The organism is Comamonas sp. 14P8.1.4 (assembly GCF_057799285.1).
On record NZ_JBYOKN010000016.1, the window covers coordinates 1 to 16,385 of the forward strand.

Consider the following 16,385-nt stretch of genomic DNA (forward strand, 5'->3'; position numbering starts at 1 on the left):
CAGGTAGGAAAGCAACGACCACAAACCAGAGCTTTTTTTCTTCAAAGAGGGCTCTGCTTTGTGGGTTACCTGAACTTACCAAGAAGGTGTAACGCACGCACTTCTGGTTGCGAAAGAGATTACTGTGAGCTTGGGGAGGCAGTCGTTTTTATTTTTTCAATCGGAGGTCTTATGTCATGGTTCCACAAGTATTTACCCTCGTTCTGCAAGAACTCTCAGCGCAATTCAAACGCCGCAGCCCAGCAACCAGCGCCGCCTGATAAGGCTCCAAGCCCGCAGGATAAAACAGGCTCACAGCCAGTACCCCCAAGAAAGCGCACACCTCTCAGTGCATCACAGCTGGATTACTAAACACCGAGCGCTCTTCAAACAGAGCACTCTCACTAACAGGGAATAACAAAATGAAAGAATCTAAACAGCAAGGCCAACCTAGCAAGCCTGAGCCGCGCAATCACAGCAAACCGGCTGAGCAAAAAACCAATTCCAAGCCTTCTTCAATTCAGCCATCCACCTTTGACAAGGGACACCCTGGACAGTGCCCAAAGGAAAAAACTGAAGACGTGTACGAGTAAGGAGGATGCGTTTTTTTGATTAACGCACCTGTCTATCAATAGAGCTTTGCCTGCCTAGTGCAGGTTTTTTTTATCCATACAAAAGCTGGCTAACACCCTATTGAATGCTGTGAAGCTAAGCGGATGTAACGCCCAACCAGCAGTCCCCACAAAGATGTACTCTGAACGTGGGAGGGTTTATGGCTATTTCTTAAAGAGGTGTTGTATGTCTTGGCTTCAAAAATGCTTTAAAAACCTGTGTAGATGCTGTGGCGCGAAACCTAACGCCACCGCTACGCACCCTCCTCCTAATCAGCCCGATAAGGCGCCCACCGATCAGGAGCAAAAAAACGATCAGCAGCAACAGCGGCAGCGAATGAATCCGTCAAACCCTCTGCCCCTCACCAAACTTGAGGCTGAATACTAGGTGCCGTAGGCGCTCATCATCACAAGATGAAGCCCTACTTAAACAATGTCGTTACTTACGTATTCGTACAACGATGGTACTCATTTAGGTTCACTGTGAAGACGTGGCAACCATTTCGGTTACCACAAACTTAAGGAGTCATCGCTATGACACAAACCAACCAACCAGGTTCTACCAACCCCAGCCAAAAGCCAGGCCAACCGCAACAAGCAGCGCCTAACGAGCCACAGCCTGGGCAGCAGCCTTCGGATAAAAAGCAAGACGACAAGTCCAAGCAACACAGCTAAAGCTTGTTTCTTGCCAAGGTAACCGTCTCGCTTGCCTGTCTGGATCCTAGTAACAAGGCCCGCACATAGCGGGTTTTTTTTCGTCTTGTTTTAACAGAGCCATCCAGTGAACCCTTTGCGCTTTACGGGTCTCGCTTGCAACGCCTATCCCTCTGGGCAAAGCAGGTAGCAAAGGGTTCGCTAGATGGTGAATGCGCGGCAAGCCGCGTGGCGCTTTGGAATTGAACCGGCGTCGGAATGTCCTAGGCTGTACCCGAAAGGGCTAGGCAGCTGCCATGAAAAAACAGGCGCGACCCTGACCACCATCTACCTTTCCAGCCGGGTCGTGGGCGTCTCCTCCCTCCCTCTCTTAATTCCCATGACATGCCGAAAGGCACCGACTCTTTATCCCCCAGCCCGCAGCACGCGGGCTTTCTTGTTTCTGGAGGTTCCCCATGTTGATGACCGCAAGCCCATGCGCGGATGCTGAGCGCTGGGAAAACGAACAAGACCGCCGCGCCTTTACGGCCGAAGCGCTGGAGATTGAAGCCGGCCAAATGGTGCTGGTCGTCCTCACTGAGGCCAAGCCCACGACGTGGCACACCACCGTCGGCCTCGGCTCCAACAACTGGTCGCCCGACGAGCTGCTTGTCGAAGCACTGGATTGCGACGACGAAACGATCAGCGCTTTTGCTGAGCTGATGACCAGCCCCGCTGCGCAGAAGGTGCGCGAGGCCATTGCAGCGCACCGCGCCAAAGCCTACTGGCGCGACATCGTGGGGGACAAAGCAGATGGAGTTTGAGTACACCCCGCCACCAACATACCCAGAGCCACGCAGCCCTGAAGAAGTGCGCGAGAAGCTGGGGCCAACTGAGAACGAACACCAAGCGGAGGCGATATGAAAGAAACAGGACTGATGTTCAAAGCGCCGCTGGTGCGCGCAATCCTCGCCGGACAGAAGACGCAGACGCGGCGCATTGTGAAAAGGCTGCCATTGCGACTCAATCGTGAGACCAACACGATGGAGATTGATGTAGCCAACATTGAAAACGGGAAATTCGCAAAGCTCGTCCCCTGCCCCATGGGTAAGCCAGGTGACCGCATCTATGTGCGCGAAACATGGCAGCACGCCAATTTCCCACTTGGGCCATACCAGGACGGAACACCTGTGTTCTATCGAGCCGACTACTTGGATGATCCACATGGACCAGATGGCGAAAAGTCACCAGAAGGAAAGTACCGCCACTGGCGCCCTGCAATCCACATGCCTAAGTCGGCCGCCCGCATCTGGCTTGAAATCACTGGAGTGCGCGTCGAGCGCCTGCAGGACATCAGCAACGCTGACTGCATTGCCGAAGGCGCGCATGGCGGGCATGGCTCTATCCCTGGCTATAACTACAACGCACCACCCTATGAGCACTTCAAGCACATATGGGAATCCACAGGCGGCGACTGGAGCGCCAACCCTTGGTGCTGGGTCATAGACTTCAAGCGTACAGATAAACCAGCCGCCCAATGAGGCGGCTTTTTCTTGGAGACAACACCATGGCATTCCTAATCAAAGTGGCCGGCACAAAGTACCCCGGCATCTTCCCTAGCGTAGATGCCGCACAAGCTGATGCCTACGCCAAGTTTCCCGAAGCACGTGCCGTGGTGGTGCTTAACGCAGCGAGACTTAAATGAGCCCACCCATCCAACTCCAGCGCATACCGCGCAAACGCCGCCCCTTCAAGCCCGCCACTGTGCGGGCTTTGTTTTGGGTGGTTCTCGCCTTCGTTCTGGCCGTCTTCGTCTGGGGCTTCATCTCCAAGGTGACTTCGTGAAAGCCGTTTTCCATCTTTTCATCTGGCTGGGCGTCAGCGCCAGCACTTTTGCAGCCGCCGCGCTGATGACTTTTCCACTGTGAGGTTTGAATGAATGCCGTAGTCCAACCAACCGCAAGCACTGCCTTGCGCCCATCGGGTCAGTTTGATCTGAGCCCTCAGACGTTTGAGCAGGCACTGACTTTCTCCAATTACTTGGCAGAAAGTGACCTGGTGCCCAAAGACTTCAAGGGCAAGCCCGGTAATTGCCTGATAGCTATGCAGTGGGGCAGTGAGCTGGGCCTCAAGCCATTGCAGTCCCTGCAAAACCTCGCAGTCATCAATGGTCGCCCCGCCCTCTGGGGTGATGCAGTCATTGCCTTGGTGCTGGCCAGCCCTGTGTGTGAGTACGTCACAGAGGACGATGACGGCAAGACCGCCTTTTGCCGGGTCAAGCGCAAAGGCGCCCCCGAGCAGGTGCGCACTTTCAGCATTGACGATGCGGTGAAAGCTGGCTTGTCCGGAAAGCAAGGTCCTTGGTCACAGTATCCAAAGCGCATGCGCCAGATGCGTGCCCGTGCCTTTGCGCTGCGGGACGTATTTCCGGATGTGCTGCGCGGTATGCCGGTGGCCGAAGAGCTGCAAGACATGGAAACAAGCCAGCAGCACACTGGCGGCGAAAAGAACATGGGCCCTGCTGAAGTCATTCAGCCTGAATGGCCAGCAGACAAGTGGGCAGCAGGCCTGCCCAAGTGGACCAAGGGTATTGCTGGCGGAAAGCCGCTAGATGAAGTGCTGGCGTGGCTTGCCAGCAAGGGGAAGGTATCGGATGCGCAAGAAAAGCAGCTGCGCGATGAAGTGGCCAAGCTGCAGCGACCAGCAAGCACCGGCGCCCCACAAGTAGACCCAGCCAAGCTGGAATCCGACATGAAGTCGTGCACCGACCTGGACAAGCTCTACGAGCTGGGTGGCCTGATTGAAGCCATCTCCGATGAAGCCACAAAGCTTCACCTCAACGAAATCTTTAACGCCAAGTGCGAAGAACTGGAGCAAGCATGACCATGCAAATCGTCAAACTGATTCAGGGTACGCCAGAGTGGCATGCCCACCGCGCTAAGCATTTCAATGCCTCCGACGCACCGGCCATGATGGGCTGCAGCAGCTACAAGAGCCGCTCGGATCTGATCAAAGAGCTGGCCACAGGCCTGACGCCTGAGGTTGATTCCAACACCCAGCGCCGCTTTGACGATGGCCACCGCTTTGAAGCCTTGGCCCGTCCACTGGCCGAGGAAATCATTGGCGACGACTTGTCGCCCTGCGTAGGAGTGAAAGGCAAGTACAGCGCCAGCTTTGACGGCTTGACGTTCATGCATGACGTGGCTTTTGAGCACAAAACACTCAACAAGGCGCTGCGCGACATCATGCACGAAGGTTGTACTGGCGCTGACTTACCTCTGCAATACCGCGTGCAAATGGAGCAGCAGGCCATGGTCTCTGGCTGTGAGCGCATCCTGTTCATGGCAAGCATATGGGTGCCAACTGAAGGCTGTCCACGCGATGCTGAAGATGCCTACACAATGGCAGAGCGCAAATATTGCTGGTACGAGCCCGACGCCGAGCTTCGCGCCCAGATCATTGCTGGTTGGGAGCAGCTGGGAAAGGATGTGGCCGCCTACGACCCCACAGCCGAGCGCCCTGCCCCTGCCGTAGCCGCACCCGTGGAAAGCCTGCCCGCAGTCGTGGTGCAGGTCAAAGGTGCACTCACCGTAGGCGGCAATCTGGACGCTTTCGGTGCTGCGCTGCGCGCTTTCATTGAGCGCATCCCTGCAAAGCCAGCCACTGACCAAGAGTTTGCCGATGCCGAAGCCGCATGCAAGGCGCTCAAGAAGGCTGAAGATGCTCTGGCAACTGCTGAAGATGGTGCACTGGCACAGATCAGCGATGTGGAGCTGATGCGCCGCACCGTGGCCGACCTCAAAAACTTGGCGCGCACTACCCGCTTGGCTACGGTAAAGCTGGTGGACGCTGAGAAGGATGCACGCCGCGCTGCCATCGTCACCGGTGCACAGCAGCAGCTGGACCAGCACATCATCAGCCTGAACCAACGCCTTGGCGCCAACTGGCTGCCACGGGTAAACGGTGGCTTTGGCGAAGTGATCAAGGGCAAGAAGTCGCTGGCCAACATGGATGATGCTGTGGCCGTGGCTTTGACCGGTGCCAAGCTCGAAGCCAACCATCTGACCGACCGTCTGGAAGCCAACCGCAAGCACCTGGTGCAAGAGGATGGTGACTGGATTGCCTTGTTTGCTGACTTCGCCACCGTGGGTACCAAAGAGGCCGAGGACTTTCAGATCCTGACTGCCCACCGCATCGGTCAGCACAAGCAGGCTGAGGCGAAGCGCCTTGAAGCCCAGCGCGAGCAGATCCGCAAGGAAGAAGCAGAGCGCCTGGAGCGCGAAGCCGCCGAGAAAGAGCGTCAACGCATTCAAGAGCAGACTCAGGCACAGCAAGCCGAAATCAACGCTGCTCAGCAAACCGGCCAACTGCCAGCGCCACTAGCTCAAGACCTCACAACTCTGGCGGCTGACAAGGCCGCCGAGGCTGTGGCCGGTATTGATGCCCAGCAGGTCATTGCTGCAGCCAAGACAGGAGCCACACCAAGCGCGGAAGGAGCAACCCTCAAGCTTGGCCAGGTCAACACCATGCTCAAGGATCAAGGCCTTGGTCAGATCTCTGCAGAGACTCTGGAAACCAACGGCATCGCCTTCACCAAGGAGCGTGGCGCCGTGCTGGTGCAGACATCTGACGTGCACTGCCTGTTGATCAAAATGGCAATGGGCATGCGCAAGCTGGCTGAAAAGCTGGCTGTTTCTGCATAAAACCATAGCTGCCAGCGCTTGAAAGACTTGCGCTGGCGCTTCTTTTTAAACAAGGAGAACCCTGTGAACAAAGCAGAGTTGATCGACAAGATCGCATACGACGCCGATATCTCCAAGGCTGCAGCAGCCCGCGCCTTGGACGCCGCCACTGCTGTAGTCACCCGCATGCTGCAAAAAGGCGGCAAGGTGCAAATCGTTGGCTTCGGAACATTCGAGTCCAGCAAGCGCGCAGGACGCACCGGACGCAACCCTCGTACCGGTGAGCTTATCAAGATCAAGGCCTCGAAGGTTCCAGTCTTCCGCCCTGGCAAAAAGCTCAAAGAAGCCCTGAACTGAGCCACCCATCACCCCAGCAAGCCCGCAAACAGCGGGCTTTTTTATTGCCCCACTAAGCTCAATAAAGGAGACCAACGTGAGCTTTGAAATCTCAGAAACCACCGCCGTCGTTGTCACAAACGCCAACCCTCGCCGTGAGCTGCACGGCGAAGAGAAGGTTCGTGCAATCGATATCGCCTGCTCTCTGACCACAGAGAACAACATCCTGAACCAACTCCAGGACGGACTGCGCGAGCACCACTTTTGCAACAAGGCTGCAGACGCACAGCAAGGCACGCTGCCAGATGTGATGATTCCGCTGCCCAATCTGCGCTTCCCACAGTTGCCGACAACCTACCACTTCAACAAAGGCGTGAAGCTGCGTGGCTACACCTTTATTCGTGACTTTGGTACCGACGATGAGCGCGTGCGTTTTGAGGATGCCGTGCTCTCAGCCATCAGCTACGAGATCTTTGAAGGCGGATCTGTCAAGCTGAACTTTACCGTGCAGTACAACGGTGACGAGCTGCAGGACAACGAGCTGTATGGCGATCTTTCTGGCCTTGCATCAGAAGGCGAGATCCACATCCGCCTGCTCAAGCCCGCTGAGCTGAAGGTAGCCAAGAAGGGATATCGCGCTGGCAAGCCCGACACGCAGACCGCCCCGGAAAAGAACAAGGATCAGATGGAGCTTGGTGATGGCCAAACCCCAGAGGATGCCTTGATGCTGGCCGCCCTTGGCAAGGTCTGGTCACGCGGCTGCGAAGAAGAGAAGCACGAGAGCATCGACGCACTGCTGATCGCCACCAACGAAGAGAACCCTCTGGAAGTTGGCGAAGAGCTGGACATTGACTCCGAGCAAGGCACGTTCTTGGTCATTCGCATCAGCGAGATCGATGAAGAAACTGGCAAGGCCGGCTTTGACATCGTGAAGCAAGAAGCGCCAGAGGCAGAAGCCGCCTAAACCCAGCCACCCCAATTCCCGCCTCGAGCGGGCTTTTATATTGAACCCAATCTTTAATGGAGTTTGACATGGTAGTAATGGCATATCTCAGATAAAGATTCACAATTACTAATAAGTTCTTCTTTCTCTTTTATTAGATCTTTGCCTTTGCTCTGCAATTTAAGATTTAGCCTTGCAAGATTGCTAAATAAAACTTCAGTTGCGTGAGTTATTTGCCAGTGATTATTAATATTAGAGATATTTTTTAGAAATCGTCTTTCAAATTGATTCAATTCGAGGATCAATAAGTCTTTGGATTTTTCCAATCTTTCAACAGCATCATTGTTGCTGCCATCGTACGATGGATGTATCTATGGCTGCAATCAAACAGTCACATTCAGTAAGCTTTTTTTTAAGCCAGCTGCAGTTATTTGAAATATCGAAAACTGTATGAAACATTAGCTTGTCTTCATCTAACGACCGCAATTTAATCTCGGATTTGTAGTGCAATTTAGCTTGAACCAAAATACCAAATAAAGCAACTATAGAAAAAATTGCTTGTATCCAAGCCGCAAGCCCATCATTGCGATTAATCCAGCAAAGGATTTCATCACCAATAGCAATAAATAAAAATATAAGAACCAATGAGGCGACTAAAGCGAAAGCAGCAATAAACGACTGATTGGACGTCATTGGATAAATCTTAGTTTTACTCACTTCACCCTCGCAATGCTTTTAATTGCAATGAGGTTACACGAAACCATCCAACAAACACAGAGGCATGAGCACAGCGCCTGCCCGGGCGCTGTCCTGATCCCCCTGAACACGGAGACCGACATGCACGCACAAGCACATAACCCATTCAATATTGCCAATACAGCAAAGACCAAGACCGGCTACCGCACCCGCGTGAATCCCGAAGACTTGGAGATCTGCGACGACCCCGTCCCTGTCAAACGCCAGCTCGGCAGCCAGTACGACAGCATCTTCGCAAAGATGAAGCCCGGCCAGTGCATCAAGGTAGAGGCTGAATACACCGGCACCGTAGGCAACGCACTGCGCAACTGGATCCGCAGAAACAAGAAAAAGGGCGTGACCGTCAAAAGCGTGCGCCTGTATCCAGGCTGCAAAGAGAAGCTGGGCCGCGTTTGGCTGATTGAAAAGCCCAAGGCCGCATGACCCCGGCATACGTTCGCTGGCGCTGTGAGCGCATCGACCAGCTGCTCAAGACCGTGGGCAGACACGAAGCTCTGCAAGCCATCAAGGCTGAAGAGTTGGACAAGCCCTGGGAGCATGACCCAAGACCAGTGCCGAAGCCTCTGCCCATGGGCGGGCCCCACGGCCTGAACCCACCACACCTGCAACCCGCCTGAGAGCGGGTTTTGTTTTATCTGGAGAGAGACATGATGGATTTCACAATGAGTCAGTTCGCCAGCAAGGACGACTTGATCAAAGCTCAGGCTGCGCGGATAGCGGAGCTGGAAGGCCAGCTGGAGGCAATAGGGGCTGGTGGTGTGGAGCCGCTGCGCAAGCTATCCAGCGCGCAGAGCGGGGAGCAAGCAGCACCGCAGGAAGTGCAGTACGAAGTGCCGGATGGCTGGGCACTGGTGCCGGTGAAAGTTACGGATGAAATGCTAATGGCTGGCTATACCGCTGTGGCGCCCGACGTAATCTTGGGACCTGCTTGGGACAGGATGCTCGCCGCCGCCCCCGCGCACCCCGCAGAGGGAGTGCCATCGCATGCAGTGGCTGGGAATGATCTGATTCGCGCGGCAAAACAGGCGCTCGCATGCATGGATGGGTTGCAGCAGCACCTGGGGCGAGCAGTTTGCCAGATCGAGGCCGACGAACTTCGCACCGCGCTTGCCGCCACCCAGCCAACAGAAGCAGCCCGCAGCGGACTTGCAGAGCGCGCCCGCCAGATTGCCGCCGAGGGCTGGACGCCAGAGAAAGACGATGCATACAACCCTGGAGTACTGGCAGAAGCTGGCGGGATTTACGCGCTGCACGCTTTTGACCCATTCCGAGCCAAAGAAGCCCCAGAGGGTTGGCCATGGTCCCCCGGCTGGTGGAAGCCAAAAGACCCGCGCACCAATTTAGTGAAAGCTGGCGCGCTGGTCTTGGCTGAAATTGAGCGCATTGACCGTACTTATGCAGCCCAAGCCAAGCAAGGGGGTGCAGCATGAGCCAAACCAGTACAACTCCAGCAACTCCTCAAGAGGCAGAGCAACTGGCCATCGAGGCGGTGAATGAGTACCTGGCCGCCTGCCGCGCCAATCCAAGCGATCCAAACTACGGCAACTACTTGATGAAGTTGTGCAGCGTTGCAGGCGTGTTCATTGCCAAAAGAGATGGCTATGTCACAGCAGCACAGCGCCTAGAGGGAACTGCCCTTTTTCTGCTCGGCCAAGCGCCTGCAGCAATACAAGGACAACTCCAATGAGTCGCAGAGCTCGCAACAGACGTGACAAGCGCACACCTTGGCCTGATTTTGACGAACCCCAGCCCCGCCACTGAGCGGGGTTCTTTTTTTGGAGAGAGCAATGCTCACCCCTCAATTTCTGCTTCCTGTACACAGCGAGCTGGTGGTGGATCTGTTTGCCGGCGGTGGCGGCGCGTCAACTGGCCATCGAGCAAGCCATAGGCCGCCCGGTAGACATTGCCGTCAACCACGACCCCGAGGCCATCAGCCTACACACAAAGAACCACCCGCAAACGCGCCACTTCTGCAGTGATGTGTTTGAAGTGGATCCGCTGACCGTCACCGAAGGCCAGCCCGTGGGCCTGCTATGGGCCAGCCCCGACTGCAAACACTTCAGCAAGGCCAAGGGCGGCAAACCCGTGAGCAAGAAGATTCGAGGCTTGGCATGGGTAGTGGTCGAGTGGGTTAAAGCACTCTTGCCAACTGATACGCACCCCAAGCTCATCCTGCTGGAGAACGTGGAAGAGTTTCAGACGTGGGGCCCACTGGGTGCTGATGACCGCCCTTGCCCTGAGCGTAAAGGCCAAACCTTTCAGCTGTGGGTGCAAGAGCTGCGTAACCTTGGCTACAAGGTGGAGTGGAAAGAGCTGCGCGCCTGTGACTTTGGTGCTCCCACGATCCGCAAACGACTGTTCCTGGTGGCGCGCCGTGATGGGTTACCTATCGTGTGGCCCGCCCCTACGCATGCAAAACCCGATGCAAAGGGCAAGGTGCCCGCTGGTATGAAGCCATGGCGCACAGCAGCAGACTGCATCGACTGGAGCATCCCAGCCCCCAGCATCTTTGAGCGCAGCAAGCCGCTGGCAGATGCCACCTGCCGGCGCATTGCCAAGGGCATTGATCGTTATGTGGTGAAGGCGGACAAGCCTTTCATCGTGGGCGAAAGCGCACCCTTCCTGACAGAGCACGCCAACGCCAGTACGCAGCGCACATTCCGCGCCAACGACCCCCTGCGCACTCAGGTAGCCCAAATCAAGGGCGGGCACTTTGCCCTGGTGCAAGCCTTCCTGGCCAAGCACTACACCGGCGTGGTGGGCAGCGATCTGCAAGACCCCATCGGCACGGTCACCAGCGTGGACCATCACAGCCTGGTGACGGCACACATGACCAAGTTTCGGGTGGGCAGTGTCGGTACCGCAATGGATGAACCGGTGCACACCATCAGCGCGCAAGGCACCCATCACGGGGAGGTACGCGCCTTCTTGGTGAAGTACTACGGCAATGACAAGGATGGCCAAGACCTGCCAGACCCGCTGCACACCATACCTACCCGGGACCGCTTCGGGCTGGTGATGGTCAAAGGTGAGTCATACGCCATCGTAGACATTGGTCTTCGAATGCTTACCCCGCGTGAGCTGTACCGCGCCCAAGGTTTTCCTGACAGCTACGTCATCGACACCGGTGCAGCTGGTGAGCCAATTACCAAGACAGCCCAGGTGCGCATGTGTGGCAACAGCGTATGCCCGCCACTATCTCGCGCACTTGTGGCAGCCAACTACAGCGAGCAGCAGGCATTGCGCCTAGCAGCCTAACAACCAGCCCCGCTAAGTCGGGGCTTTTTTACACCTGAATGAATATGAGCCTTCACCTCACTGAACAAGAAGTCAATGAGCTGTGTGCGCCTAGAAAGCAGCGCGCAGCACAAATGCGCTTCATTGAAAAAGTTCTTGGTATACCTGTTGCTGGCCGACGCCCAGATGGCCTACCGCTTGTAGGCAGAACTGCTGCCGAACAGCGACTAAACAGTAAGCAAGCACTAGCATCGAACCAAAAATCCGGATTTAAATGGAGTAAATGATGGGAAGAAGACGCGAACGCGCCTCAGGCTTTGGCCTCCTGCCACGCATGGAGGCACGCCCGCGCAAAGATGGGAAAGTGACATACCGCTATCACCCTTTGGGTGGTAAGCCGGTAAACCTTGGCACTGATCGAGAAGAAGCAATTCGCCAAGTCCTTGGTGTAAATGCAGAAGCGCACCACCAAGGAACAGTGAGAGAGCTTTGGGGGCTGTACCAAAAGACTCAAAAGTGGTTAGACCTTAAACCTCGCACACAAAGTGACTACCAGCAGTACAGCATGAGACTCATGGAAGTTATGGGCGATGTGCCAGCAGCCGTTATCAGGCCAACAGACATTGCACGCTACCTGCGAGTCGAGCGCGCAGATGCTCCGGTTCGAGGAAATAGAGAGATCGCACTACTCTCCAACCTAATGACACTAGCCATTGAGCGCGGTGAGATAGATGCAAATCCATGCAAGCAGGTTAAAAAGAACAGTGAAAGACCGCGTACAGAAGCTCCTGAGCCAGAGGAATTGCGCGCATTCTTAGATTGGCTTTTTAGATCAGGACCTGCACGGCGCATGCTAGCTCTTATGGCTGAATTTGCTGCTTTAGCTGGGTCACGCCGTGTTGAGTTCTTGACTTTGCAAACACCACAGATTGATCTACAGGCTGGGGTTATCCGTTTAATGCGCGCCAAGCAGCATGGTGGCACCAAGAAAGCCGAAAGCATTGTCATGGGTCCAGCAATGGTGGATTTAGCCAAACGCCTGCTTGCCCTGCCGCGCCCTGATGCATCGCTGAATGTATTTATCAATCAGCAGGGCAACCCTTTAACTGAATCTGGATTTACCACCGGATGGCAGCGCGCTATGGTCGAAGCCCTGGGTGAAGGCGTGATTCAACGAAGATTTACTTTCCACGACTTGCGGGCTTACTACACGACGCAATTCAAGGAGCAGCACGGAACGCTGCCAGAACTGCATGCAAACACAGCCACTACCGCCCGCGTCTACGACCGCTCAAAGATCGCAAAGAGAGCTTCGTTGAAGTGATGAATATTCCCACGGTGGGAATATAACGAGAAAAGCGCTATAGCCTTTATAGCTATAGCGCTTTGAAATCTCTGGTGGGTCCTGAGGGATTCGAACCCTCGACCAACGGATTAAAAGTCCGCTGCTCTACCGACTGAGCTAAAGACCCAACCGACTAATTAAACAAGCTGTCTAACTAGCGAATAAATGAATTCTAACATTGCTTTTTTGGCGTTTTCCCAAATTCGTGCTATTTTTTCGGATTGCTCGAAATTTGGTCCAGCACCCAACCTGCCGCGCATTGACCAAAGGTGGCAGTAACCGCCACGACAGAGCCATAACCGCTGCAGTTCAAACTGCCATCACGGCCTTCCACGTTGCAAGAAGCATCGGGTTGCGCCACAGCCTCACGGCTGAAAACTGCGGTCACACCCATTTTTTTGCCATCCTTGGGGGCATTGAACTCTTTGCGCAAACGGTAGCGCAGTTGTGCCAGCAAAGGGTCATGGGTGGTTTGCGACAGGTCGTCTATTTCTACCTTGTGGGCCAGTCGTTTACCGCCCGCGGCGCCAATGCTGATGAACAAGCGCTTGTTACGGCGCGCCCACTGCGCCATGGCCAACTTGGCTTTGATCTGGTCACACGCATCAATCACAGCGTCGACACCCTCAGGCAAAATGCCCGGCCAATTCTCAGGCTCGGCAAAATCTTCCACGCAATGCACTGTGCATGTGGGGTTGATCTGCGCAATACGCTCGCGCATGGCATCCACCTTGGCCTGCCCCACCGTGCCAGTTAGCGCATGAATCTGGCGATTGATATTGGACTCTGCAATGTTGTCCAGGTCGATCAATGTCAAAGCGGCCACGCCACTGCGTGCCAGCGCTTCGGCTGTCCAAGAGCCCACGCCACCAATGCCAATCACAGCGACGTGCGCACGCCGGATACGGGATGCCCCCTCGACGCCATAAAGGCGCTCGAGCCCACCAAAGCGACGCTGTAGATCCACGTCACCCAAAAAATCATCGCCGGCAGAGCCGGCGATGATGTTGCTTACATTGTCAGCAGAAGTCATTACTTCAAACGTTGCAGGCGTTCTTTCGCCGTGGTGGCAGCTTCGCTGCCAGGGTAGTCTTTCACCAAGTCCTGCAATGTTTTGATTGCACCCTTGGTGTCTTTCAGCTCAAGCTGGCAGTTCGCAATGGATAACGATGCATCGGCTGCACGCGCATGCTGCGGGGCAGCCTTGAGCATGGAGCGGAAATTCGCAATCGCCTCTTTGTAGTCGCGCCCGGCATACTGCGTATTGCCCAGCCAAAAGCGCGCAGAAGGCATGTAGCCGCTGCTGGGGTAAGCATTCACAAAACCTGCGAATGCCTTGCGTGCGTCGGCAAATTCACCAGCGCGAAACTTCTCCAGTGCTGCATCAAAGTCCCGCTTTTCAGCAGGATCTGCCACAAACTCCAGACCATCCATTTGCACACGTGTGGGCTCGAACTTGCGCAGGCGATCGTCCATGCCGGCAGCCAAATCTTTTTGGCGGCGCTGCATTTCAGAGACGTCACGCTCCAGCTGTTCCTTGTTGCCCGTCAGCTGGGCAATCTCACGACGCATGGTTTCAATTTGCGACTGCAAATCCAGCATGCTGCGGCGCATCTGTGCCGCTTCTTCCGCACTGCTGTCAAAGCGCTGGCGCAGTTCCAAAATGGCACGCCGCGCTTCAGCGTCTTCCAGAAAAGCGTGAGCAGGATGAACAAATGCCGTGCACAGACCAATCACGGCCAGTGCACGGCAACTCATCCGCAAATATCCATTGCGAACGTTCATGCTTTAACGGTAAGAGATTTCAGCGCGACGATTCTGCGAGAAAGCAGCTTCGTTGCTGCCAGTAGCAGCAGGCTTTTCTTCACCAAAGCTCACGGCTTCGACTTGGCTGTCGCTCACGCCCAGCAGTGTCAAAGAACGACGCACAGCTTCTGCACGCTTTTGGCCCAGAGCCAGGTTGTATTCACGACCACCGCGCTCGTCGGTGTGACCTTCTACAGTCACCTTGCGCGAAGCATCAGCCTTTATGAAACGCGCATTAGCGTCCACCAGGCCTTGGGCTTCTTGCTTCACAACAAAGCTGTCGAAGTCAAAGTGCACCACGCGACCAACGCCCTTAGGGCCGCCGTCTGCGTCGATTTGCGAACCGGTCAGGTCCACACCAGCCACGCCGCTGGCGGAGCCGGAAGTGTTTGCGCCGTTACCGGCAGCATTCGCGTTTTCATCCAGCTTCACGCCGGAAGAGCAGCCTGCCATCAAAGCAGCTACGGACAATGCGATAGAAACTCGCTTGAAAGTCATCATTAAATTCTCCTTGCCTAGGGATGCTAGGTCACTAATAGAACGCAAGCCAGACACAAAGGTTTACGTAAATTCAATATTTTTGATAAGGGCCCCAATCCGGCTCTCGGATTTCACCGCCTTGACCCGCCAGACGCGCTTTGATTTTGCCGTCCAGCGTGGTGGTCATCAGCGCCTCGCGCCCACCTTGCTTGGTTGCGTAAGCGATTAGACGACTATTTGGCGCAAAGCTGGGGCTTTCATCATCGGAAGTGTCGGTCACAGCAGTGGCATTGCCCGTCTCCAGCTCCATGACGTAGAGCTTAAAGGCGCCGCCAACGCGGGAAATGTAGGCCAACCACCGGCCATCAGGACTGACCGAAGGCGAGATGTTGTAGTTGCCCGAGAAGGTAACGCGCTGTGCGCTACCACCCGATGCAGGCACCTTGTAGACCTGCGGCGAGCCGCCACGGTCGCTGACAAAGTAGATGGTCTTGCCGTCTGCAGAAAATGCGGGCTCGGTGTCAATACCGTTGCTTTGCGTCAGGCGCGTGGGCTGGCCGCCATGGGAGCTGATGCGGTAGAGCTGAGAGAGACCATCGCGCGTCAGGGTCACGGCCAAAGAAGCGCCGTCTGGCGACCATGCTGGCGCACTGTTCGAGCCACGGAAATTGGCCACCAAGCGGCGGCGGCCACTGGCCACCTCGTGCACGTAGACCACGGGCTTGCGGGCTTCGAACGACACGTAGGCCAGCTCGCCCCCATTGGGCGACCAGGCTGGAGAAATGATCGGCTCGGTGCTCGACAGTGCAGACTGGGCGTTTTCGCCATCGGCATCGGCCACCCACAGCACGTAGCGCTTGCCGGCCTTGGTAACGTAGGCAATGCGGGTCGAGAAGATACCGCGCTCGCCCGTCAGCTTTTCATAGATGAAGTCTGCGATGCGGTGTGCCACCAGACGCAGGTCGGCTTGAGACACTGCAAAACCTTGGCCACCCAGATCTTGGGTTTTCACCACATCCCACAGGCGAAAGCGCACGTCATAGCGGCCATCGGCCAAGCGCGTGATGCTACCGGTCACCAGGGCATCTGCAGCACGCTGGCGCCACTGCGCCATGTCTGGGCGAGAGGTTTCGTCCAGCTTTTCGCCTGCCGCATCAATGTTGCGGAATTGACCGCTGCGCTCCAAGTCGGCGCGGATGATCTGTGAAATTTTTTGCGGTGCGCCCTCTTCCCCACGGAAAGCAGGCAAGGCAATAGGCAACTGGGTCAGGCCAACGCCGGTGACTTCCACACGGAATTGCGCCAGAGCAGGCAACGCAGGGGTTGCGACCATGGCCGCAAGCAAGGTGCGGCGCGAGGCAAGCGGCATAGCCGCTTGAAGGGAGGAAATGAGGGATTGGTGTTCAGTATTCATGCGCAGCCAATATGTGCCGGAAGATGCTCCGGGTACGCCCTAGGATGTTACACATACTTCTCCCCATTAGGCCGCTTTGTTGCTGTGTCAATGTGTATAACAGGGAGTTGTTAACGGCCACGTAGAATCCTAAGCCACATGCACAACACCGACAAAAAAATCC

Annotated in this window: 20 protein-coding genes, 1 tRNA gene and 1 pseudogene; 16 read left to right on the forward strand and 6 right to left on the reverse strand. The window is 55.7% G+C overall.

The window, feature by feature from the left end:
• The first annotated feature begins 401 nt into the window (after nt 1-401).
• From AC27VO_RS15520 to AC27VO_RS15565, 10 genes are all read left to right on the forward strand, one after another.
• On the forward strand, nt 402-572 hold the full coding sequence (locus tag AC27VO_RS15520) for a hypothetical protein (RefSeq protein ID WP_286996673.1): 171 nt from the start codon (nt 402-404) through the stop codon (nt 570-572).
• 552 nt (nt 573-1,124) lie between these two features.
• Nucleotides 1,125-1,265 (forward strand): hypothetical protein, encoded by a 141-nt coding sequence (locus AC27VO_RS15525; protein ID WP_488667621.1) that lies wholly within the window; start codon nt 1,125-1,127, stop codon nt 1,263-1,265.
• Nucleotides 1,266-1,699: 434 nt separating this feature from the next.
• Nucleotides 1,700-2,047 carry a hypothetical protein gene (locus AC27VO_RS15530; protein ID WP_488667622.1) on the forward strand — a complete coding sequence of 116 codons (348 nt, stop codon included), beginning with the start codon at nt 1,700-1,702 and terminating at the stop codon, nt 2,045-2,047.
• Between the two features lie 96 nt (nt 2,048-2,143).
• Nucleotides 2,144-2,764, forward strand: a complete 621-nt coding sequence (locus AC27VO_RS15535; protein WP_488667623.1) for a hypothetical protein — start codon at nt 2,144-2,146, stop codon at nt 2,762-2,764.
• 26 nt (nt 2,765-2,790) lie between these two features.
• A complete protein-coding gene (locus tag AC27VO_RS15540) occupies nt 2,791-2,928 on the forward strand; it encodes a hypothetical protein (RefSeq protein WP_488667624.1) in 138 nt (45 codons plus the stop codon).
• Nucleotides 2,925-3,068, forward strand: a complete 144-nt coding sequence (locus tag AC27VO_RS15545; RefSeq protein WP_488667625.1) for a hypothetical protein — start codon at nt 2,925-2,927, stop codon at nt 3,066-3,068. Before AC27VO_RS15540 ends, AC27VO_RS15545 begins: the two co-directional genes overlap by 4 nt.
• 90 nt (nt 3,069-3,158) lie before the next feature.
• Nucleotides 3,159-4,106, forward strand: a complete 948-nt coding sequence (locus tag AC27VO_RS15550) for a recombinase RecT (protein WP_488667626.1) — start codon at nt 3,159-3,161, stop codon at nt 4,104-4,106.
• Nucleotides 4,103-5,926 (forward strand): YqaJ viral recombinase family protein, encoded by a 1,824-nt coding sequence (locus AC27VO_RS15555; RefSeq protein ID WP_488667627.1) that lies wholly within the window; start codon nt 4,103-4,105, stop codon nt 5,924-5,926. The genes AC27VO_RS15550 and AC27VO_RS15555 overlap by 4 nt, the downstream gene beginning before the upstream one ends.
• Nucleotides 5,927-5,989: 63 nt before the next feature.
• The gene (locus AC27VO_RS15560; protein ID WP_488667628.1) at nt 5,990-6,262 is read left to right on the forward strand and encodes an HU family DNA-binding protein; all 273 of its coding nucleotides are present in this window, start codon (nt 5,990-5,992) and stop codon (nt 6,260-6,262) included.
• A gap of 76 nt (nt 6,263-6,338) precedes the next feature.
• Nucleotides 6,339-7,205, forward strand: a complete 867-nt coding sequence (locus AC27VO_RS15565) for a hypothetical protein (RefSeq protein WP_488667629.1) — start codon at nt 6,339-6,341, stop codon at nt 7,203-7,205.
• Between the two features lie 318 nt (nt 7,206-7,523).
• On the opposite strand, the gene AC27VO_RS15570 is transcribed toward AC27VO_RS15565, so the two are convergent.
• Nucleotides 7,524-7,877: a hypothetical protein gene (locus AC27VO_RS15570; RefSeq protein ID WP_488667630.1), complete on the reverse strand. Its 354-nt coding sequence runs from the start codon at nt 7,875-7,877 to the stop codon at nt 7,524-7,526.
• Between the two features lie 144 nt (nt 7,878-8,021).
• Here AC27VO_RS15570 and AC27VO_RS15575 point away from each other — a divergent pair, with 144 nt between their 5' ends.
• The 6 genes and pseudogenes from AC27VO_RS15575 (at nt 8,022) to AC27VO_RS15600 (ending at nt 12,501) form a co-directional block, all read left to right on the forward strand.
• The gene (locus AC27VO_RS15575) at nt 8,022-8,363 is read left to right on the forward strand and encodes a hypothetical protein (protein WP_488667631.1); all 342 of its coding nucleotides are present in this window, start codon (nt 8,022-8,024) and stop codon (nt 8,361-8,363) included.
• Nucleotides 8,360-8,557, forward strand: coding sequence for a hypothetical protein (locus AC27VO_RS15580; protein ID WP_488667632.1), 198 nt, complete (start codon nt 8,360-8,362; stop codon nt 8,555-8,557). The genes AC27VO_RS15575 and AC27VO_RS15580 overlap by 4 nt, the downstream gene beginning before the upstream one ends.
• A 30-nt stretch (nt 8,558-8,587) precedes the next feature.
• Entirely contained in the window at nt 8,588-9,370 is a 783-nt protein-coding gene (locus AC27VO_RS15585; RefSeq protein WP_488667633.1) for a hypothetical protein, read from the forward strand.
• Nucleotides 9,367-9,627: a hypothetical protein gene (locus AC27VO_RS15590; protein WP_314711653.1), complete on the forward strand. Its 261-nt coding sequence runs from the start codon at nt 9,367-9,369 to the stop codon at nt 9,625-9,627. Before AC27VO_RS15585 ends, AC27VO_RS15590 begins: the two co-directional genes overlap by 4 nt.
• A gap of 100 nt (nt 9,628-9,727) precedes the next feature.
• Nucleotides 9,728-11,198: pseudogene (locus AC27VO_RS15595) on the forward strand (DNA cytosine methyltransferase).
• Between the two features lie 343 nt (nt 11,199-11,541).
• Nucleotides 11,542-12,501: a tyrosine-type recombinase/integrase gene (locus AC27VO_RS15600; protein ID WP_488667634.1), complete on the forward strand. Its 960-nt coding sequence runs from the start codon at nt 11,542-11,544 to the stop codon at nt 12,499-12,501.
• A 72-nt stretch (nt 12,502-12,573) separates the two neighbouring features.
• Here AC27VO_RS15600 and AC27VO_RS15605 read toward each other — a convergent pair.
• The 5 genes from AC27VO_RS15605 to tolB form a co-directional block, all read right to left on the reverse strand.
• Nucleotides 12,574-12,649, reverse strand: a tRNA-Lys gene (locus AC27VO_RS15605).
• A gap of 81 nt (nt 12,650-12,730) precedes the next feature.
• Nucleotides 12,731-13,555: a tRNA threonylcarbamoyladenosine dehydratase gene (locus tag AC27VO_RS15610; RefSeq protein ID WP_488667635.1), complete on the reverse strand. Its 825-nt coding sequence runs from the start codon at nt 13,553-13,555 to the stop codon at nt 12,731-12,733.
• Nucleotides 13,555-14,280: a tol-pal system protein YbgF gene (ybgF, locus tag AC27VO_RS15615; RefSeq protein ID WP_488667636.1), complete on the reverse strand. Its 726-nt coding sequence runs from the start codon at nt 14,278-14,280 to the stop codon at nt 13,555-13,557. Before ybgF ends, AC27VO_RS15610 begins: the two co-directional genes overlap by 1 nt.
• 30 nt (nt 14,281-14,310) lie before the next feature.
• Nucleotides 14,311-14,829, reverse strand: a complete 519-nt coding sequence (pal, locus tag AC27VO_RS15620; protein ID WP_488667637.1) for a peptidoglycan-associated lipoprotein Pal — start codon at nt 14,827-14,829, stop codon at nt 14,311-14,313.
• Nucleotides 14,830-14,899: 70 nt separating this feature from the next.
• Complete coding sequence (tolB, locus tag AC27VO_RS15625) at nt 14,900-16,222, reverse strand: Tol-Pal system beta propeller repeat protein TolB (protein WP_488667638.1); 1,323 nt, start codon at nt 16,220-16,222, stop codon at nt 14,900-14,902.
• Between the last annotated feature and the right edge of the window lie 163 nt (nt 16,223-16,385).